This is a genomic window from Arthrobacter sp. NPDC058127, from assembly GCF_042884555.1.
In the GTDB taxonomy this organism is placed as follows: Bacteria; Actinomycetota; Actinomycetes; order Actinomycetales; family Micrococcaceae; genus Arthrobacter.
Map to the genome: position 1 here is coordinate 38,542 of NZ_JBHVTT010000025.1, position 19,242 is coordinate 57,783.

General features: G+C 64.1%; 16 protein-coding genes. 3 read left to right on the forward strand and 13 right to left on the reverse strand.

Annotated features, from left to right (window positions below; translation table 11 throughout):
• Nucleotides 1–33 precede the first annotated feature (33 nt).
• From ACFVTG_RS22580 to ACFVTG_RS22620, 9 genes are all read right to left on the reverse strand, one after another.
• Nucleotides 34–1,008, reverse strand: coding sequence for a carbohydrate ABC transporter permease (locus ACFVTG_RS22580; RefSeq protein ID WP_390282984.1), 975 nt, complete (start codon nt 1,006–1,008; stop codon nt 34–36).
• Nucleotides 1,001–1,951 carry a carbohydrate ABC transporter permease gene (locus ACFVTG_RS22585; protein ID WP_284751367.1) on the reverse strand — a complete coding sequence of 317 codons (951 nt, stop codon included), beginning with the start codon at nt 1,949–1,951 and terminating at the stop codon, nt 1,001–1,003. The genes ACFVTG_RS22580 and ACFVTG_RS22585 overlap by 8 nt, the downstream gene beginning before the upstream one ends.
• Nucleotides 1,948–3,270 (reverse strand): extracellular solute-binding protein, encoded by a 1,323-nt coding sequence (locus ACFVTG_RS22590; RefSeq protein ID WP_390282985.1) that lies wholly within the window; start codon nt 3,268–3,270, stop codon nt 1,948–1,950. The genes ACFVTG_RS22585 and ACFVTG_RS22590 overlap by 4 nt, the downstream gene beginning before the upstream one ends.
• A gap of 260 nt (nt 3,271–3,530) precedes the next feature.
• Nucleotides 3,531–4,535 (reverse strand): LacI family DNA-binding transcriptional regulator, encoded by a 1,005-nt coding sequence (locus ACFVTG_RS22595; protein WP_284751369.1) that lies wholly within the window; start codon nt 4,533–4,535, stop codon nt 3,531–3,533.
• Nucleotides 4,536–4,617: 82 nt separating this feature from the next.
• Nucleotides 4,618–5,235 carry a hypothetical protein gene (locus ACFVTG_RS22600; RefSeq protein WP_390282986.1) on the reverse strand — a complete coding sequence of 206 codons (618 nt, stop codon included), beginning with the start codon at nt 5,233–5,235 and terminating at the stop codon, nt 4,618–4,620.
• Nucleotides 5,236–5,431: 196 nt separating this feature from the next.
• On the reverse strand, nt 5,432–6,940 hold the full coding sequence (gene gatB / locus ACFVTG_RS22605; protein ID WP_284989768.1) for an Asp-tRNA(Asn)/Glu-tRNA(Gln) amidotransferase subunit GatB: 1,509 nt from the start codon (nt 6,938–6,940) through the stop codon (nt 5,432–5,434).
• Nucleotides 6,940–8,520, reverse strand: coding sequence for an Asp-tRNA(Asn)/Glu-tRNA(Gln) amidotransferase subunit GatA (gatA, locus tag ACFVTG_RS22610; RefSeq protein WP_390282987.1), 1,581 nt, complete (start codon nt 8,518–8,520; stop codon nt 6,940–6,942). Before gatA ends, gatB begins: the two co-directional genes overlap by 1 nt.
• A gap of 3 nt (nt 8,521–8,523) precedes the next feature.
• Entirely contained in the window at nt 8,524–8,820 is a 297-nt protein-coding gene (gene gatC / locus ACFVTG_RS22615; RefSeq protein WP_184736130.1) for an Asp-tRNA(Asn)/Glu-tRNA(Gln) amidotransferase subunit GatC, read from the reverse strand.
• Between the two features lie 136 nt (nt 8,821–8,956).
• The gene (locus ACFVTG_RS22620; RefSeq protein WP_390282988.1) at nt 8,957–10,429 is read right to left on the reverse strand and encodes a CitMHS family transporter; all 1,473 of its coding nucleotides are present in this window, start codon (nt 10,427–10,429) and stop codon (nt 8,957–8,959) included.
• A gap of 226 nt (nt 10,430–10,655) precedes the next feature.
• Here ACFVTG_RS22620 and ACFVTG_RS22625 point away from each other — a divergent pair, with 226 nt between their 5' ends.
• Together ACFVTG_RS22625 and ACFVTG_RS22630 are read left to right on the forward strand one after the other, a co-directional pair.
• A complete protein-coding gene (locus ACFVTG_RS22625; protein ID WP_390282989.1) occupies nt 10,656–12,494 on the forward strand; it encodes an ATP-binding protein in 1,839 nt (612 codons plus the stop codon).
• A complete protein-coding gene (locus ACFVTG_RS22630) occupies nt 12,491–13,165 on the forward strand; it encodes a response regulator (protein ID WP_284751375.1) in 675 nt (224 codons plus the stop codon). Before ACFVTG_RS22625 ends, ACFVTG_RS22630 begins: the two co-directional genes overlap by 4 nt.
• A gap of 66 nt (nt 13,166–13,231) precedes the next feature.
• Here the strand turns inward: ACFVTG_RS22630 and ACFVTG_RS22635 are convergent, their stop codons facing one another.
• The gene (locus ACFVTG_RS22635) at nt 13,232–13,612 is read right to left on the reverse strand and encodes a RidA family protein (protein ID WP_078105825.1); all 381 of its coding nucleotides are present in this window, start codon (nt 13,610–13,612) and stop codon (nt 13,232–13,234) included.
• Between the two features lie 57 nt (nt 13,613–13,669).
• A complete protein-coding gene (locus tag ACFVTG_RS22640; protein WP_284751376.1) occupies nt 13,670–14,182 on the reverse strand; it encodes a GNAT family N-acetyltransferase in 513 nt (170 codons plus the stop codon).
• A 536-nt stretch (nt 14,183–14,718) separates the two neighbouring features.
• Here ACFVTG_RS22640 and ACFVTG_RS22645 point away from each other — a divergent pair.
• The gene (locus ACFVTG_RS22645; RefSeq protein WP_390282990.1) at nt 14,719–16,074 is read left to right on the forward strand and encodes an LLM class flavin-dependent oxidoreductase; all 1,356 of its coding nucleotides are present in this window, start codon (nt 14,719–14,721) and stop codon (nt 16,072–16,074) included.
• An 84-nt stretch (nt 16,075–16,158) separates the two neighbouring features.
• Here ACFVTG_RS22645 and ACFVTG_RS22650 read toward each other — a convergent pair whose 3' ends face one another.
• Nucleotides 16,159–16,986, reverse strand: a complete 828-nt coding sequence (locus tag ACFVTG_RS22650; protein ID WP_390282991.1) for an inositol monophosphatase family protein — start codon at nt 16,984–16,986, stop codon at nt 16,159–16,161.
• A complete protein-coding gene (gene ligA, locus ACFVTG_RS22655; protein ID WP_390282992.1) occupies nt 16,983–19,241 on the reverse strand; it encodes an NAD-dependent DNA ligase LigA in 2,259 nt (752 codons plus the stop codon). Before ligA ends, ACFVTG_RS22650 begins: the two co-directional genes overlap by 4 nt.
• Between the last annotated feature and the right edge of the window lies 1 nt (nt 19,242).

Below are 19,242 nucleotides of genomic sequence, written 5' to 3' on the forward strand. Positions count from 1 at the left end.
TACTTGAGTCTCTACTTGGGCTCTACTTGAGCCCTACTTGAGTCCCGAGCGGCCGATGCCTGCCATGACGCGCTTCTGCATGAGCAGGAACATGATCAGGATCGGCGCCATGGCCATCAGGGATGCCGCCATGAGGATCGGGTAATTGTTGGCGTGCTCACCCTGGAGGTTCGAAAGCCCGACGCTCAACGGTGCGGCGTTCGCCGTCGACGTCACTACCAAAGGCCATAAGAGGTCGTTCCAGGACCACAGCACAGTGATGATGACGAGGGCCCACAGGCCGTTGGCCGCGGGTGGCAGCATGACCCGGAAGAAGATCTGGAACGGATTGGCGCCGTCGAGCCGTGCCGCATCTTCGAGTTCGTCCGGGAGCCCCATGAAAAACTGGCGCATCAGGAACAGGCCGAAAGCGCTGAAGATGCCCGGAGCCACGATGCCGGCAATGCTGTTCAGCCAACCCAGGTTTTGGATGATCTGGTACTGCGGGATCAGGAACAACTGGGACGGCACCATGATGATCGACAAGACGACGGCCAGGATGAGCCCTTTGAACCGGAACTGCATCCGCGCGAAGGCGTAGCCCGCCATCGAGCAGAGGAGCACTTGCCCGATCACCCGGATCACTGTGATTGCTACCGTCACCCAAAGCTGTGAACCGAAATTCATGGAGGTGAAGACGTCCGCGAAGTTGTGCCATTGGACGACACTCGGCCACAGGGTGGGCGGGGTGCTTTGGACTTCGGCGTTCGTCGAAAGCGACATGACGATCTGGTACAGGAGCGGGGAGATCATGGCCAACCCGCCAATGCTCAGAACACAGTGCGCCAGGACGTTCGAGCCCTGTTTGCCGCCTTTGGCGCCGTGGCTTTTGGCGCCCCGGCCCTTGCTTGCGCGGCCCGCGCCGTCGCGATCCGCGGGTGTGCCTGGAGCTTGAGACGGCCTCGCGGTGGCCGCCCCGCTCCGTCGCGATTCGACGCCGCTTTTTGTGGAGAGCATCGATTCAGACATAGTTGACCCACCTCTTCTGGATACGGAATTGGAAAGCGGTCAGAAGAGCGATGATGACCAGGATCAGGATGCCGATGGCGGCCGCGTAGCCCTTGTCGTTCTGCAGGAAGGCCTGGTTGTAGAAGATGTACACGAGGCTTTGCGTCTGCGGCATGGCCAGGTTGGCTTTCCCCATCATCACGTACAGCAGATCAAACAGCTGGAAGCCGCTGATCACGGTGACGATCGTGACGAAGAAGATGCTGGGCGTCAACAACGGAACGGTAATGCTGAAGAATTGGCGGACCCGGCTGGCCCCGTCCATTTCCGCCGCTTCGAAGAGCTCCCGCGGAATCTCGCGCAGCCCCGCGCTGATGATGATGAGGTTGAATCCCAGCGACATCCAAAGCCCCACGGTAGCCACGGCGAGCAGTGCGAACCCCGGCGTCGATGTCCAGTAGGGGCCCTGGATCCCGAACAAGCCCAAGAACCAGTTGATGGGTCCGAAGTCACCGTTGTAGATCAGCCTCCATACGATCCCGACGGCGGCCGGCATGGTGATGTAGGGAATGAAGTACAGCGTCCGGTACAGGGCTGCGAAGCGCAGGCCGGGACGCTCGATCAAGGACGCAAGAATGACCGCGATGGGAATCCCCAGCAGCACGACGACCGTGTAGATCAGCGTATTGAGGATTGACTGCGGAATAGTGGAATCCGCGAACATCCGCACGTAGTTGTCCAAGCCGATGAACTTGGTTCCGCCGAAGACTCCCCACTTGGTGAAGCTGTAGTAGAACGTCTGGATGATCGGCCAAAGGTAGAACACACCGATGCCCGCAACGGTAGGCACCACGAACAACCATGGCCACCAGCCATCCGACTTCGATTTTCCTTTGCGGCGATCCCCCGCTGCCCGGGCGGCACGGACGCTTTTGGACGCCGGCGTCAGGGTCTGGGCTTTCATGATTCTTTGGCCAGCGCGGCATTCATCTGGCTGGCAAGGTCCTTGGCGACGTCGGCAACCGGCTTGGTCCCGGCGAAGGCCTGCGGCAGCAAGGTGTTCTCGAGTTCGTTCCAGGCGGCAGTGTTGGCAGACGCCGGGTAGGGCGAGGCATCCTTGGCCAGGTCAAGGAAGACGTTGAGGTCAACGGAAGGAACGGACTTGACCCAGGCATCCTGCGTGCCGTTGAAAGCCGGGATGACGGTTCCAGTTTCCGCCTGGATCTTGGCAGCATCCTGGGTCCCCAGGAAGGCGACGAACGCCTGCGCCGCGGCAGGGTTCTTCGCATTGGCGGGAATCACGTTGGCAAGTCCGTGGATCACGCTCTGGTTGCTCTTCGGCCCCTTCGGGAGGCTGACAATGCCCAGATCGTCACCGAGTGCCTTTTGGGCCGGCCCGACGGTCCAGGAGCCGTCCATGGTCATAGCCAATTTCCTGGACGTGAACATGTCGCTCGAGGAGGTGTCCGTCAATTGCTGCATCGAGGGCGATACGCCGGACTCGATCAGGTCGCGCCAGAACTGGAGGCCTGCGATCGATCCGGCGGAGTCGTAGCCCGACTTCTTGCCGTCGGCCGAAATGATGGTCCCGCCGGCTTCGATCATGGTGTTGTAGTAGCTGGTCTGGCCACCGGTGAGGTCCCCGGCATAACCGTAGATACCCTTGCCCTGGTAGAACTTGGACAGTTTCGCGCCAGCGGATTTCACGTCGTCCCATGTCCAGTTGGGCGTCGGATCGGGCACCCCGGCTTCCTTGAAGAGGGCCTTGTTGTAGAAGAGCGCACTGGTATCGAAGTCCTTGGGGACCCCGTAGAACGTCCCGTTGACGGTGTACAGATCCACCAGTGCCTTGGGGTAATTGGACAAATCCACTCCCTTGCCGGAGACCAGTCCGTCCAAAGGCAACAGCTGGTTGTTTTGCGCGTAGAGCTTGATGTGCGGACCATTCATCCAGAAAACGTCCGGCAGGGTGTTGCTGCTTGCCTGGGTTTGGATCTTCGTCCAGTAGGCCGAACCCTTCGACGGCGTGACGTCGATGGTGACCTTGATGTTCGGGTATTGCTTGTTGAACTCGGTCACGATCTTCTGCATCGCGGGCTTTTGTGCCGCGTCCCAGATGGCGTAGCTCAGCTCGGCGCTCAGGTCCTTCGCGGGAGCAGCGTAGGCGGCCTTGGCTGCGCTGCCCCCGGCGGCACTGTTCCCGCCGCAGGCAGCGAGCGAAACGACGGCGGCACCGGCGGCCGCAAAGGAAAGGAATGACCTGCGGGTCACGTTGTGGTTCATAAGAATTCTCCGATGTCTTGGTCAGAAGACCGACGGTCCTTCGGGGGCGGGCCCGCATTCGGCGAACAGCCAACCCAACTGATGTTGTGCAGTTGATCACATCATGTTAATCGTTTAAAGGCAAGATCCTGATTGATCTTTCCTTAACTTTTTCGGGCACAAAACGTCATCAAAGTGCAAATGGGATGATTGCCTGATCATCGGGAACGTGCATCGACGTACCTCGGGGATAGCTCCCGGTTCGACCGAGGGCTCCCGGTTCACGCCGAGGGCGCTGAATCCCTCACAATGAGCTTCCAGGGGAATTCCAGAACGCTCGCGGGCCCATCGGGATTCTCTGCCCGGTCGAGCAGGAATGCAGCCAAGCCATCGAAAAAGCCCTCAGGACCAACGGTGGTCAACGACGGCGTCATGCGCTCGCCTTCGGTGGTGTTGCCGATACCGAGCACTTCCACGTCCTCGGGAATGCGGAGTTGCAGCCGTTGGGCCGCATGGATGGCTGCGATCGCGGCGAAATCGGTGGTCGCATAGATCGCGGTCGGACGGTCCGCCCGCTGCAGGAGCCGCAGCGCGGCATCGAACGCGCTGAGTCCGTCGCGGTCATACGTCTCGACGTAGTCGTCCCGGTAATCCAAACCAGCCTTGGCGAGGCCACGCGTGTATGCGCCCAAGCGGATGTCCAGGGTGCTCATCGAATGTGTCGACGAGATCAGGCAACCCACCCGGCGGTGCCGCCCGGTGAGGTGATCCACCGCCTGTTCGCAGGACGAACCGGCCAACGGGCGCACGACGTCGAATCCCTCAGGTTCCATGGTGTCGCTGAAAACCACCAAGCGCTGCAATCTCGCCGCCTGCGCCAGCAGTTCGGCATCCCCTGGCTCTTCGGCGCCGTCGATGAATGTCACGTCGGCGTTTTGCCGTTTCAGGGCCACCCGCCAGTCGGTATCGGCCAGAATCATGGGCGTAATGCCACGTTGGGCCGCAGCCGTACCAACAGCGCGGCTCACGTCCAGTGCCCATGGATCCGAGATCATGGTCAGCGACAGCATGAGTAGGTTCGTTCGTCCAGTGCGGATCGCCCTTGCCGATTGGTTGGGGCGATATCCGAGGGCCAGGGCAGCCTCTTGAACCCGGAGCACGGTGGCGGGGGCCACGCCGGAACCGCTCCTGCTGCCGTCTTTGCCGCTCCTGCCTGAAAGCACATAGGACACAGTCGCCGTCGAAACCCCGGCTGCTGCCGCCACGGACTTGATCGTGGGGCGCATTCGTCTCCTTCTTGGCTGAGCCGCCGAACCACGGGCGTGGTTCGGCGGTAGTAGCATCATAGCCAGACGAGCGGGCGCGGGTTCAGGAAGAGACGCTCCCGTAGCCCAGCCGTCGTCCACCATTACCGGGCGCAGCAGGCAAGGTACCTCCGATAATGCGTGTGGCCGTGACGGTGGTGCCGCTCTTCGTGCCGGAGGCAGCGACTGTGTCCCCCGCCTTCAAGTCGGTGGCCTTGATGGTCTGGGGAGATGGCCGCCGGCCTTGCGTGCCCGCTCCGGAAGCGGGGAGCTTGACGATGGTGGTAGACGATGTGATCGCGTAGCTCTGAGTGAAGCCGTCATCGCTCTTGACGGAAATGCTCGCATCGCTGACGGACTGCACGGTGCCTCGCTGCGACACGAGGGTCGTATAGCTGCCGTCCTTGTTCTTGACCGTGAACTCACCGTGGATCCCCGGACCTGCGAAGCCGCGGGGAAGCACGGGGAACGGCCGGGCTTTGCCGGGCGACGGAGTGGCGGGCGAGGTGGCCCCCGGCGACGGCGTGGCGGGCGACGCCGTACCTGTCGGCGTCGCGCTCACCACGTACTCGGGGATGATCTGGCCGGCAGCCCACACTGCGGCCGCACCACCGCCGCCGAGGACGACGGCGATACCGCCGGCGATGAGGGCCTTACGAACCCCCGGAGTCATGGTGGACATGGCCGAATCCTTTCTCCGCTCCTCCCCGGACCGGTAAGGGGCGGGCAGCAAAGAACTGATGACTCCATGATGAGCCCTGAAGCTGTGTGGGGGCTGTGGATCCAGACACAACCGGGTCGCAGTTCTTGTCGTTTTGACGGCTCATAACGACAACAACTGCGACCTAGTTGGGTGAGGCGCGGGTGGCGGGTGGGACTCAGCCTTCGACGCCGAGCCGCTCCAGGATCAGCTGCTTGACGCGTCCGGCGTCGGCCTGCCCGCGGGTGGCCTTCATGACTCCGCCGACGATCGCACCGATGGCCTGGAGCTTGCCGCCGCGGATCTTCTCCGCGACGTCGGGCTGGGCCGCCAGTGCGGCGTCGATCGCTTCAAGCAGGGGGCCGTCGTCGGACACGACGGCGAGGCCGCGCTTCTCGACGATCTCGGCCGGGGTGCCCTCGCCGGCGAGGACGCCGTCGAGCACCTGCGAAGCCATCTTGTTGTTGATCTTGCCGCCCTCGACGAGCTTGTTGAGCTCCACGATGGTTTCCGGCGTGACGCCGAGTTCGGAGGGATCGACGTCGGCGGTCTTGGCACGTCCGACGATCTCGCCCATCCACCACTTGCGGGCCACGGAGGCGCTGGCACCGGCGGCGATGGTCTCCTCGATGGAGTCCATGACGCCGGCGTTCACGACGTCGCGGAACTCGAGGTCCGAATAGCCCCAGTCGGCCTGGAGCCGCTTGCGGCGGGCCGCGGGCGGCTCGGGCAAGGTGGCGCGGAGTTCTTCAACCCATTCACGGGACGCGAGGACCGGAACGAGGTCCGGCTCCGGGAAGTAGCGGTAGTCGTCGGCGTCGGACTTTGCCCGGCCCGACGTCGTCGTGCGCGTGTCTTCGTGCCAGTGGCGCGTTTCCTGGATGACCGGCTCACCGGAGTCCAGGACGGCGGCGTGACGCTGGATTTCGTAACGGACGGCGTGCTCGACGGCGCGCAGAGAGTTGACGTTCTTCGTCTCGGAACGGATGCCGAAACGTTCGCGGCCGTGCGGGCGCAGGGAGACGTTGGCATCGCAACGGACGTTGCCGCGTTCCATCTTGGCATCGGAAACGCCGAGGTTCTTGACGATTTCGCGCACTGCGGCGACGTAGGCCTTGGCGAGTTCGGGTGCGCGGCTGCCGGCGCCCTCGATCGGCTTGGTGACGATTTCCACGAGCGGAACGCCGGAACGGTTGTAGTCCACCAGCGAGTAGTCGGCACCCTGGATGCGTCCGGTGGCGCCACCCATGTGGGTGAGCTTGCCGGCGTCCTCTTCCATATGTGCGCGCTCGATCTCGACGCGGAACACCGTTCCGTCCGAGAGCTCGATGTCCAGGTAGCCGTCATACGCGATGGGCTCGTCGTACTGGGACGTCTGGAAGTTCTTCGGGGTGTCCGGGTAGAAGTAGTTCTTCCGGGCGAAGCGGCACGACTCGGCGATCTTGCAGTTCAGGGCAAGGCCGATCTTGATGGAGGATTCCACTGCCGTCTTGTTCACCACGGGCAGGACGCCGGGCATGCCCAGGTCCACCTCGTTGACGTTGGTGTTCGGCTCGTCGCCGAAGACGTTCGGGGCGGAGGAGAACATCTTGGTCTTGGTGTTGAGCTCCACGTGGACCTCGAAGCCAAGGACGGGATCGTACTTCTCCATGGCCTCTTCGAAGCTGAGGATGGCGTCGGTAGACATCAGTTGGAACCTCCGGCGGTGTTGAATGCGGTACCGAGACCTGCGTTTTTCAATTCAGGTGCCTTCGCCAACAGCGGGCCGCCCCACTTCTCTTCGAGCAAGGATTCAAGGACAGCACCCACGCGGTACAGGCGGGCGTCCTCGCGGGCAGGCGCCAGCAGCTGGATGCCTACGGGCAGGCCGTCTTCGTCGGCCAGGCCGCCAGGCAGGGACAATCCGGGGATACCGGCCATGTTCGCCGGGATGGTGGCGACGTCGTTGAGGTACATGGCCAGCGGATCGTCCAGCTTCTCCCCCAGCTTGAAGGCCGTGGTGGGGGCTGTCGGCGAAATCAGGACGTCGGCCTGCGCGAACGCGGCATCGAAGTCGCGTTGGATGAGCGTGCGGACCTTCTGCGCCGAACCGTAGTAGGCGTCGTAGTAGCCGGCGCTCAGGGCGTAAGTGCCCAGGATGATGCGGCGCTTGACCTCATCGCCGAAACCGGCGGCGCGGGTAGCGGCCATGACGCGTTCGATCGTCATGGGACCGTCCTCGGGCAGGACGCGCAAGCCGTAGCGCACGCCGTCGAACTTCGCCAGGTTGCTGGAAACCTCGGAAGGCATGATCAGGTAGTAGGCGCCCAGCGCGTACTTGAAGTTAGGGCAGGAAACCTCGACGATTTCCGCACCAGCCTCCTTGAGCAGCTCAAGGGACTCGTTGAAACGGTTCTCGACGCCGGCCTGGTAGCCCTCGCCGTGGAGTTCCTTAACGATGCCGATCTTCATGCCCGTGACGTTGCCCGTCTTGGCTGCGGCAACGAGCGTGTCGAAGGGGTCCGTCAGCGAGGTGGAGTCGAAGGGGTCATGGCCGCCGATGACTTCCTGCAGCAAGGCCGAGTCCAGCACGGTCCGCGAAACCGGACCGATCTGGTCCAGCGACGACGCCATGGCAATGGCGCCGTAGCGGGAAACGGCACCATAGGTGGGCTTCATGCCGACCGTGCCGGTGACGGCGCCGGGCTGGCGGATGGATCCGCCGGTGTCCGTGCCAAGGGCCAGCGGAGCTTCGAAAGCGGCGACGGCGGCCGCGGAGCCACCGCCCGAGCCGCCGGGAATGCGATCCAGGTCCCACGGGTTGCGGGTGGGGCCGTACGCCGAGTGTTCCGTGGAGGAACCCATGGCGAATTCGTCCAGGTTGGTCTTGCCCAGGATGGGCATCTTCGCAGCGCGCAGCTTCTTGATGACGGTGGCGTCATAGGGACTGTGCCAGCCCTCGAGGATCTTGGAACCGGCCGTGGTGGGCTGGCCAATGGTGACGATGAGGTCCTTGACGGCGATCGGTACGCCAGCGAGCTCGTGGAGCGCTTCGGCCTCGGCACCACCGGCGGCGCGGATCGCGTCCACCTCGGCGGCGACCGCGAGCGCCTCTTCAGCGTTGACGTGCAAAAAAGCATGGATGCCGTCGGCCCCGCCGTCTACAAGGGCAATCCGGTCCAGGTACGCCTGCGTGACCTCAACGGACGTGACCTCGCGCGCGGCCAGCTTGGCGGCCAACTGTGCTGCGGACAGGCGGATGAGTTCGGAGTTGTTCAATTCAGTCATCGCTTAGTCCTCATCCAGGATTGCCGGAACCTTGAAGCGGCCCTCGAAGGAATCCGGAGCCCCGGACAAAGCCTGCTCGGCCGTGAACGTGTGGCCCACGACGTCCTCGCGGAACACGTTGTTCAACGGAATCGGGTGGGACGTGGCCGGGACATCGTCCCCGGCGGCTTCGCTGACGGACTTCACCGAATCCACGATGACGGCGAGCTCGCCCGCCATCCTGTCCAGCTCTTCGGCACTCATTTCAATGTGAGCCAGACGCGCAAGATGCGCGACGTCGTCACGGTTGATCGCAGCCATGGATCTCCCCTGCAAAGTTCAAATGGTTTTCCGGACTAGTCTACGTGGGTTGGACGACGAACAACGCGGGGTCACTTACGGCCCATCCGGAGGTCCCGAATGGGCCGTAAGTGACCCCGCGTTGCTGGTTGCTTTGCTACCCGATGCCGATGGATCCCGTCAGCATGCCCACTGCGAGCATGACGACCGAGATGACCGCCGTGCGCCACAAGACCTTTTTGTGGTGGTCTCCCAGTTCTACCTTGGCCAAGGACACAAGGAGCAGGATCGCGGGGACCAGGGGGCTCTGGAGGTGGAAGGGCTGGCCTGTGATGGAGGCTCGGGCCATTTCCGCGCCGCTGATGCCGTAGTGCGCGGCGGTTTCGCTCAGGACCGGCAGGACGCCGAAGTAGAAGGCGTCGTTGCTCATGAAGAAGGTCATCGGAATGCTGAGCAGCCCGGTGATGACGGCCATGAACGGACCCATCTCGGCGGGGATGATGTGGACCAGCCACGCGGACATTTCCTTGACCATGCCGGTGCCGTTGAGGACACCAGTGAGGACAGCCGCCGCCATGACCATGCTGACCACGGCCACGATGGACGGTGCGTGGGCAACGAGCTGCGCGCCTTGTTCCTTGACCTTGGGGAAGTTCACCAGGAGGGCAATCGCGGAACCCACCATGAAGACGTAGGGCAGCGGCACCAGGTTGGCCACCAGCATGACCATCACAGCGACGGTCAGGCCGAGGTTGAACCAGAAGAGCTTCGGGCGCAGGGTCTTGCGGTTCGGATCGAGTGCGGTGTCGGTCAGGCCGGTATCGGCGAGGTCCACGACGGTTTCGGTGCGTTCCAGGACCACGACGCCGGTGCCGCCGCCGGTGCCAGGCTTAGCGGCGGTGCGCCCCGGGCCGAAACCGCGGCCCGAGGAGCCGGTGCCGGTATCGCCGCGGTTCGTGCCGCCGTCGAACACGTCGCCTGCGTCGGCGACGTCGCCCCAGATCTCGGGGGCCGTGGCGCGGAGGCGGTTGCGTTCCTGCAGGCCCAAGAGCCAGGAGAACACGAAGACGACGACGAGGCCAGCGATGAGGGACGGGACCATCGGAACAAACACGTCGTTGACGTCGATCTTGAGGGCGGTGGCCGCACGGGCCGTGGGGCCACCCCACGGCAGGATGTTCATGGTGCCGTTGGCCAGGCCGGCCACACAGGTCAGGACCACGGGGCTCATCTTCAAACGGAGGTAGACGGGCAGCATCGCCGCGGTGGTGAGGATGAATGTGGTGGAGCCGTCGCCGTCGAGCGATACAGCGGCAGCGAGGATGGCGGTGCCCAGGACCACTTTGGCGGGGTCGTTGCCCAGCTTGCGGAGAATGAACTTGACCAGTGGGTCGAACAGTCCGACGTCGATCATGAGTCCGAAGTACACGATCGCGAACATCAGGAGTGCGGCGGTGGACGTCATGGACTTCATCGAATCCATGACCATCGGCCCGATGCCAAGACCGGCACCGGCAAACAAACCGAAGACGGTGGGAACGATGATCAGCGCCAGAACGGGCGTCAACTTCTTTGTCATGATCAGGACCATGAACACCGCAATCATTGCGAATCCAAGCAATACCAGCACAGCCGGCTCCTTACTACAGTGAACGGCATCACGTCGATGTGATGCGCGATACAGAACTTATAGTGGCGACGCTCACAGCAAGGCGTTTGTGGGATTTGATGGACATACTGCTGATTGAGAGCATTTTGCTCATTGTGCTCAATGCTTCAATGGAGAGGTAGACGTAGAAATACAGCGCCGCTGCTGCCCAGCTCCAGCCGGCCAATCCCAGCCGGAAGGAGGCAGGATGCCCAGGCTTGCCTTGCGGTTCTCGACGCAGACCCTGCTCCTGCAACTCGGGGTCGTCCTCTTGGTGGTGCTGCTCAGCGGCAGTGTGCATGCGTGGCTCGTCTATGGGCGGATCGGCGCCGAAGCGGAAAACCAGGCGCTGACTTTGGCACGCACCGTGGCTTCGGATCCGGTGATCCGTGCCCAGGTCCAAGCCATCAGCAACGAGCCGGGAACACCGCCTCCCGGAGTGCTCGCGACCGGCGCCATCCAAGCAGCCGCCGAGGCTGCCAGGAGCCGCACTGGTGCTTTGTTCGTGGTAGTCACGGACGAGACCGGTTTGCGGCTGGCTCACCCGGATCTCGTCCGGCTCGGCGAACGGGTCAGCACGGATCCCTCGGACGCCCTCTCCGGGAAGGAAGTCACCACCCGGAACACGGGCACTCTGGGACCATCCGCGGGCGCCAAGGTCCCGGTCTTCGCTCCGGGTTCCGTGGCGACGGTGGTTGGCGAAGTCAGTGTGGGCTATTCCATGGAGTCGCTCGGCCAAAGCCTTGCCGAGGACATCGTCCCGATTGCCCTGACCGCGGCGGGCTCCCTGGTTGCCGGGGTTCTGGCGTCCTTCCTCCTGCGCCGCCGTTTGCAACGCTTGACCCTAGGCCTCGAACCCGAAGAAATCAGCACCCTCGTACATGACCAGGTGGCCGTGCTTCAAGGCGTGGACGACGGCGTGATCGGCATTTCCGCCGATGGCCGCATCACTGTCTTCAATGCCGCGGCGAGGCGGCTGCTTGGTATGCCGGAAGCGTCGGGGACTCCTGGCTCCCCCGCCGCGGCCGGCTCGGACAGCTCCGGCGCCAACCTGCCAGGCACTGACTGGACAGGCACCGATTGGGAGAACGCAGCCGTCCCGGCGCAGCTCAAGGCCCTCACTCAACCCTCTGCGCACGATGCCGAAGCCGTGGAAATCGTTGCGGGCGGGCGGGTCTTGGTTGCCAACGCCCGCAAGGCGCTGCACCGCAAGGAGGATCTCGGCTGGGTGGTCATGCTCAGGGACCGCACCGAGCTGCAGCAGCTGACACGCCAGCTCGACGCCGTGGGCACCATGTCCACAGCGCTCCGGGCCCAGCGCCACGAATTCGCGAATCAGCTCCATACGATCGCCGGCTTCCTGAGCATCGGCCAACACGGCCAGGCCAAGGACTATCTCGCCAGGATCTCCGCCACCGGTCCCCTGAAGTTTCCCGTGCAGCAAGCCGAGCTCCTGCAGGATCCTTATCTGCAAGCGTTCGTCGGCGCGAAGAGCGTGGAGGCGGACGAGCGAGGAGTGGCGTTGCGGATCGGCCCGGAGACACTAGTGAGGGAGCACGTCACCGAACCGCAGGACGTCACCACGGTGCTTGGCAACCTGATCGACAACGCCGTCAACGCCGCTGTCGCCGGCTCTTCGACCCAACGCTGGGTGGAGCTTGAGTTGCTCGACGAACCGGGGCCCGACGGCGGCACGCTGCACATCGTCGTCGCGGACTCCGGCGACGGCCTCGGCGGTGTCGAGCCCGAAAGGGTATTCGTGGAAGGATTCACGACGGCGGAGGCCGCCGAAGGCGGGACCGCCAGGGCAGGTGGGCAGGGGCTCGGCCTCGCCCTGGTCCGGCAGCTCGTGCGGCGTCGCGGAGGCGACGTGCGCGTCCTGGAACCGGGCTCGCCCGGCGGTCCAGGCGCCGTCTTCATGGCCACGATGCCGGGGGTTACCGGCTCGCCAGGGGTTACCGGCTCGCCGGGGGATGCCCCGCCAGCTGGACCCTCCGGAGCAGCCGAACCCTCCGCAGCAGCCGAACACAAGGAAGGACACCAGTGAGCGAAGACTTCAGGGTGTTGATTGTGGATGACGACTTCCATGTCGCCAAGCTCCATGCAGCCTACGTGGACTCCGTGGCCGGTTTCCTCGCCCTGGCCCCGGTGGGATCCACGGCGCAGGCGCTGCAGTCCGTGCATAGCCTTCGGCCGGATCTCGTGTTGCTGGACGTTTATCTGCCGGACGGTTCGGGCCTGGATCTCCTGGGCCAACTCGATGTGGATGCGATGATGCTGACCGCGGCTTCCGATGCCGTGTCCATCAGGACAGCCCTCCGGCGCGGGGCCTTGGCGTATCTGCTGAAACCGTTCACGGCTGAATCACTGTCGCAGCAATTGCGTTCCTATGCCAGATACCGGCGAATCCTCGGGCGACAGCATGCGGTGGACCAGGACACGATCGAACGGGCCAAGCGGGCGCTCGTCGCCGGGGACGTCGCGCCGTCGGGAAAGCCGCGATCGGCCACCGAAGCATCGGTGCTGGAATCCTTGGCACCGGGGGAACAATACTCAGCCACGGAAGTAGCGGAACGGGTGGGCGTCTCTCGCGCCACGGCGCAACGGTACCTCTCCTCGCTCGCCGACGATGGCGCCGTCGAAATCCAACTGCGTTACGGCAGCACCGGCCGCCCGGAACACCGCTACGGCGTCCCCGCGCGAACTGGCAGCAAATGACCCTTCCCGCCGTTCTTGAGGGCATCTACTGCCAGCTCGCGCCAACCTTTGATAGTTCTTAGGCTCTTAGGCGCTCTTCTGGGCTACGAGTTCGATTTCGACCAGCATTTCAGGGTCGAGGAACGGCAGGACGTGGACCAGGGAAAGGGTGGGCCGGATCTCGCCGAAGACTTCGCCGTGCGCGCGGCCGGCGTCTTCCCACTTGCTGATGTCGGTCAGGTAGAGCTTGGACTGCACGACGTCCTCGTAGTCGAACCCGGCGTCAGCCAGGACGGCACCCAGCTTTTCGAGGATGTACTTGGTCTGCGAGTAGAAGTCGTCGCCGACGATGCCATCAGGTCCGGACGCCGCCGTAGCCGAAATGAAGAGTGTGTTGTCCACCTGGACCGCACGGGAGTATCCAAGGGTCTGCTCCCAGACCGAGCCCGTGCCGAATGTCTTGCGCATGCCGCGCCTTTCTCAGTTTCCGCACCCGGCCCGATGACCGGGGTTTACGAGGAAACTTTATGGCTGGCGGACATCCTGCCGGTAAACGAACAGCTTTATGTCGGTCCCGGGAACAAACCAATCACGCTCCGGCTCCCTCTCGAATCCGGTCTTGGCGTAGAGTGCATTGGCGCTTTCCCACGTCGCGCCTGTGGTGAGGGAAACGGCGTTGATGCCATCTATGGAGCGGGCTTGGTCGACGACCGCCTGTACGAGCGCGCGTCCCGCGCCGGAGCGCTGCACGTCCGGATCAACTACCAACGTGCGCATTTCGAGTTCGTCCGGAAGGCCAATGTCAGAAAAGTCGCCTCCCGCCTTGGCCGAGGTGACGGAGCCGATAACCTGGCCATCACGTTCGGCGACGAAGACATCGGCGTACCGCGCGCGGCCGGCCACATCGCGCAGCTTCTCCAGGTACGGGTGGTCCGGGCTGCCATAGTAGCCAGCGGTCACGTAAGACGCCATCGTGATACGGGCTACGGCGTCGTAGTCTTCGGGCAGGGCGGGACGGACGGTAATCTGCGAATGCACTGATCCATGGTAGTCGCGGCCGAGGTGCCGCGGGTGCCAAAGCGGTGTTTCCGTGACCGAACTATCACCCCGGACCCGACGCTCGCTCAGATACATGCCCCAATCCCTCGACGCTCGCTCAGATATGAGTGAGCGAGCGTCGGCAGAATACCCCACATAGGTGAGCGAGCGTCTTAAAGTACGACGGCGGCGGGCGACTTTGCGTCGTCCCGCCTCGGACGCCCGCTCAGATATCCACCCTGATCCCCCAACGCCCGCTCAGATACAAGGCCGTTCCGCCCAACGCCCGCTCAGATATAGGTGAGCGAGCGTCGGCGGAACACCCCCATATAGGTGAGCGAGCGTGGAGGAGAAACCCCACACAGGTGAGCGAGCGTTGGGGCCGCTCAAACATTGCTTCGCGTGGCGCCAGATTGAGTCCGGTTTCCGGCTGTGAAGCCCGGTTTCCTGCTGTTGCGGGAAGGTTTCGCGATGCTGGCGCGGGGCGGGGTTCGCGTGGTTGATTGGCGGCCAGGACACAACGAAAGGAACCCCACATGAGTCCCCAGCAACGCACACTCCACCTCAACGCATTCCTCATGAGCACCGGACACCACGAGGCTTCGTGGCGGCTGCCTGAAAGCAACCCGCGCGCGAGCACCGACATCCGGCACTACCAAAACCTCGCACGGATTGCCGAGCGTGGCACGTTCGACTCCATCTTCTTCGCCGACTCCCCCGTGATCTTCGGCGACGTCGGACGCCGTCCCGCGGGCAAGCTGGAACCGACGGTGTTGCTCACCGCGATCGCGGCTGCCACCGAAAAGATCGGCCTCATCGCCACGGCGTCCACCACGTACAACGATCCCTTCAACCTGGCCAGGCGCTTCGCTTCGGTGGACTTCGTCAGCGGCGGGAGGGCCGGATGGAACGTGGTGACCACAGCCGGGCCGGAGGCCGCGCGGAACTTCGGCATCGACGACCAGCCCGCCCATGCCGCCCGCTATGAACGGGCCGCCGAGTTCCTGGAAGTGGCCGCCAAGCTCTGGGACAGCTGGGGGGACGACGCCGTCATCGCTGACAAGGAAGCCGGCGTCTGGGCAGACTCAGCCAAGGTCCGGCCCATCAACCACGTGGGCAAGCACTTCCGGGTCCGCGGGCCGCTCAATGTGCCGCGCTCTCCCCAAGGCCATCCCCTGATCGTCCAGGCGGGCTCCTCCGAAAATGGCAAGGGCCTGGCCGCCAGGTACGCCGAGGCCGTGTTCACGGCCCAGCAAACTCTTGAAGATGCCCAGGCGTTCTACGGAGACCTGAAGGCACGGACAGTCGCACTCGGCCGGACGGCTGAGAGCATCAAGATCCTGCCGGGAATTGTCCCGGTGATCGCCGCCACCCATGCCGAAGCGCTGCGCCTGGAACGTGAACTGGATGAGCTGATCCGCCCCGAATACGCGAGGGCCGAGCTGGCCAAGACGCTCCGCGTGAAGCCCGAGGACTTGCCCCTCGACCGCCAACTTCCCGCCGATCTTCCCAACGAGGACTCGATCGAAGGAGCGAAGAGCCGCTATACCCTCATTGTGGAGCTTGCCCGCCGCGAAAAGCTTACGGTACGCCAGCTGATCGGCAGGCTGGGCGGCGGCCGCGGCCATCTGACCTTCGCGGGAACGCCGGAACAAGTGGCCAACGCGATCCAGCTGTGGTTCGAAAACGGCGCGGCCGACGGCTTCAACATCATGCCGGCCGTTCTACCGTCGGGTCTCGAAACCTTTGTTGACCACGTGGTGCCGGTGCTGCGCCAACGGGGGCTGTTCCGCACCGAATACACGGGCAGCACGCTGCGGGACCACTACGGCTTGGAACGCCCGGCCAACCGCTTCTCGGAGATCGGGTCGCTCGCCGCAGCCGGGGCTTAACAACGAAAAGTCCAGCGGCGCAGGCAGCCACAACTCCCCGACGACGGCGGCCATCCCGCCGTCGTCGGGGCCCCTGACGCCACCTTAGAGCGGGAACTTGCCCGAGAGCTCGAGGGTTCCCGCGCAGGTCCAAGCTTCCAAGCGGTCCGCATCCGTGGGGCCGCCGTCCAGCGGGCTGGTCAACCGTGGACGGCGGACCCAGCAGCCGGCTTCCTCGGCGATCAAGGCACCCGCAGCGTAGTCATGTTCGTTGAGCCCGCGTTCTCCGAAGGCGTCGTGGGTTCCATCAGCCACGAGGCAGAGATCCAACGCGGCGGAGCCAAGCCTGCGGAGATCGGCAAAGCCTTCCATGAGGTTCCGAAGCCCGGCGAACTGCTCTGCCCTCGTGGCGGGATCGTAGCTGAACCCGGAGGCCACAATCAGTCCCGTCCGGCCCATGAGCGGTCCACTCAGTTGGGTGCGTTGCCCGTTTTCTTCAAGCCATGCTCCGTGGCCGCGTGCCGCAGAGTAGATCCGTCCCAGCGCGGGGGCGTTGACGACGCCGGCCAGCCAGACCCCGTCGGCATCCGCAACGGCCACGGACGTGGCGTAGTAGACGATATTCCGGATGAAGTTGGTAGTACCGTCCAGCGGGTCGATGGACCATCGGTAGCCACTGGGCTGCTCGGGCCGGGTGGTGCCATGCTCTTCGCCCGTGATGGTGTCATGCGGGCGGGTTGCCGTAATTGCGTCCCGCACAGCGTTCTCCGCCGCGACGTCGAAGGCCGTCACCCAGTCACCGGCGTCGCCTTTGTTCACGACGCCGAGGTTCCCCGCCGAGTTGGGGCCGGCAGGCCGGGCGGCGAGTACCTCCGCTCCTGCCGCGGCCGCCGCGTGGGCGACAGCGAGAAGCTCCAAAAGCTCGGCCGTCATTCGGAGGCTTCCGTTTCGGCCGCGGCAGCGCCGGCCAGAGCAACGGCTGCGTCCTCGTCATCCGGAGCCGTGCCGCCGGCGGGTTCCAGAACGCCGTCGAGCAATGCTTTGAAGCCGTCCTCGTCCAACACCCGGATACCAAGCTGCTCGGCCTTGTCCAGCTTGGAGCCTGCGTTCTCCCCGGCCACGACGTAACTGGTGTTCTTGGAAACCGAGCCGGCTGCCTTGCCGCCCCTGATGATGATGGCTTCCTTGGCTTCGTCCCGGCTCAGCGTGGGCAGGGAGCCCGTCACCACGATGGTGAGTCCTTCCAGGTTCCGCTGGATGCCGGCGTCGCGATCGTCAACCATGCGCACCCCGGCCGCGGCCCAGCTGTCCACGATTTCCTGGTGCCAGTCAACGGCAAACCATTCCTTGAGTGCTGCTGCAATGGTCGGCCCTACCCCGTCGACGTTGGCCAGCTCCTCCTCGGAGGCAGCCCGGATGGCTTCCATGCTCCCCAGTGCCGTGGCCAGGGCCCGGGACGCTGTGGGGCCGACGTGCCGGATGGACAGGGCAACCAGGACGCGCCAGAGGGGTTGGGTCTTGGCTTTCTCCAGTTCCTTGAAGAGTTTGTCCGTGGTGGCTGTAGGTTTCGAAGGGGTCTTGGCAGTGGCCTTGGAATAGAAATACGGCACCAGTTCGTACGTTCCCGTGCCCACGCCTTTGGAGCGCTTCTCACGGCGGATGCGGACCTCGGCGAGATCCTCCGGAGCGAGGTTGAACAGGGCCGCCTCACTGCGCAGGGGCGGAGTTTCCGGTTCCGCCGGCTGGGTGAGCGCGATGGCTGCTTCCCACCCCAGTGCCTCAATGTCGAAAGCGCCCCTGCTCGCCACGTGGAAGACACGCTCGCGCAGCTGGGACGGGCACGACTTCGCGTTGGGGCAGCGGATATCGACGTCGCCTTCCTTCGCAGGAGCCAGGGGCGTGTGGCAGGACGGGCATTCCGTGGGCATCACGAACTCACGCACGGGGGGATCCTGCTGATCGCGGAGCGCCAATACCGGCCCGACGATCTCAGGAATGACATCGCCGGCCTTCCGGAGAATCACGATGTCGCCGATCATGACGCCCTTGGCCTTGACCACGTCCTGGTTGTGCAGGGTGGCCATCTCCACGGTGGATCCGGCCACCTTGACCGGTTCCATCACCCCGTAGGGAGTGACGCGGCCGGTGCGGCCGACGTTGACCTGGATGTCCAGAAGCTTGGTGTGGACTTCCTCCGGCGGGTATTTGTAGGCAACGGCCCAGCGAGGCACCCGCGAGGTGTAACCGAGGGCACGCTGCGTGGCGAAGTCGTCGATTTTGACCACGATGCCGTCGATCTCGTGCAGGAGGTCGTGCCGGTGTTCGCCGAAGTGCTTGATGAAGTCGAGGACCTCCTCAAAGGAGTCCAGCACCTTCAAATAGGGGCTGACGGGCAGGCCCCATTCCTCCAGCAGCTTGTACGTTTCAGACTGGCTCGTGGAGTCAAGGCCTTCGCGGGCTCCGATGCCATGGACGAACATCCGCAACGGACGTTTGGCCGTTTCCGCGGGGTCCTTCTGGCGCAGGGAGCCTGCGGCGGCGTTGCGGGGGTTGGCCAACGGCGCTTTGCCGGCCTCGATCAGCGCTTCGTTGAATTCAGCGAATGCCTTGGACGGAATGAAGACTTCGCCCCGGATTTCCACCTCGGACGGATATCCGCTGCCGCTGAGCTGGCGCGGGATCTCCTTGATGGTGAGCACGTTGTGGGTGATGTCCTCGCCCGTGGTGCCGTCTCCGCGCGTGGCGGCACGCACGAGTTTGCCATCGCGGTAGAGCAGGTTCACTGCAAGGCCGTCGATCTTCAGCTCCGTCAGCCATGCAATCCGGGAAGCCGCCGTCCCCAGCTTTTCGACCGAAGCCTCGGCCTTGCGGACCCACGCTTCCAACTCGTCCAGCGAGAAGACATCCTCGAGGCTGTACATCCTCTGAAGGTGCTCGACGGCGGCAAAAGCAGCCGACACCTCGCCGCCCACCTCCTGCGTGGGCGAATCGTTGGACACGAGCTCGGGATGCAGCGCCTCTAGCTCCTCGAGGCGGCGGTACAGGGAGTCGAACTCGGCATCCGAAACCGTCGGCGCATCTTCCTGGTAGTACGCGTAGCGGTACTTGCGGACGAGGTCTGCGAGGTTTTCGTACTCTTCCCGTACGGCTTCCGTTGGAACTGCGGTTTCACTCTCTGCTGTGCTCACG

Excerpts from the sequence above, each read along its gene's own strand:
- ACFVTG_RS22595 (WP_284751369.1), bottom strand. The coding sequence starts at position 4,535 with ATGCGCCCCACGATCAAGTCCGTGGCGGCAGCAGCCGGGGTTTCGACG.
- ACFVTG_RS22585 (WP_284751367.1), bottom strand. The coding sequence starts at position 1,951 with ATGAAAGCCCAGACCCTGACGCCGGCGTCCAAAAGCGTCCGTGCCGCC.
- gatB (WP_284989768.1), bottom strand. The coding sequence starts at position 6,940 with ATGTCTACCGACGCCATCCTCAGCTTCGAAGAGGCCATGGAGAAGTAC.
- gatC (WP_184736130.1), bottom strand. The coding sequence starts at position 8,820 with ATGGCTGCGATCAACCGTGACGACGTCGCGCATCTTGCGCGTCTGGCT.
- ACFVTG_RS22600 (WP_390282986.1), bottom strand. The coding sequence starts at position 5,235 with ATGTCCACCATGACTCCGGGGGTTCGTAAGGCCCTCATCGCCGGCGGT.
- ACFVTG_RS22635 (WP_078105825.1), bottom strand. The coding sequence starts at position 13,612 with ATGCGCAAGACATTCGGCACGGGCTCGGTCTGGGAGCAGACCCTTGGA.
- ACFVTG_RS22625 (WP_390282989.1), top strand. The coding sequence starts at position 10,656 with ATGCCCAGGCTTGCCTTGCGGTTCTCGACGCAGACCCTGCTCCTGCAA.
- ACFVTG_RS22580 (WP_390282984.1), bottom strand. The coding sequence starts at position 1,008 with ATGTCTGAATCGATGCTCTCCACAAAAAGCGGCGTCGAATCGCGACGG.
- ACFVTG_RS22645 (WP_390282990.1), top strand. The coding sequence starts at position 14,719 with ATGAGTCCCCAGCAACGCACACTCCACCTCAACGCATTCCTCATGAGC.
- ACFVTG_RS22650 (WP_390282991.1), bottom strand. The coding sequence starts at position 16,986 with ATGACGGCCGAGCTTTTGGAGCTTCTCGCTGTCGCCCACGCGGCGGCC.
- ACFVTG_RS22590 (WP_390282985.1), bottom strand. The coding sequence starts at position 3,270 with ATGAACCACAACGTGACCCGCAGGTCATTCCTTTCCTTTGCGGCCGCC.
- gatA (WP_390282987.1), bottom strand. The coding sequence starts at position 8,520 with ATGACTGAATTGAACAACTCCGAACTCATCCGCCTGTCCGCAGCACAG.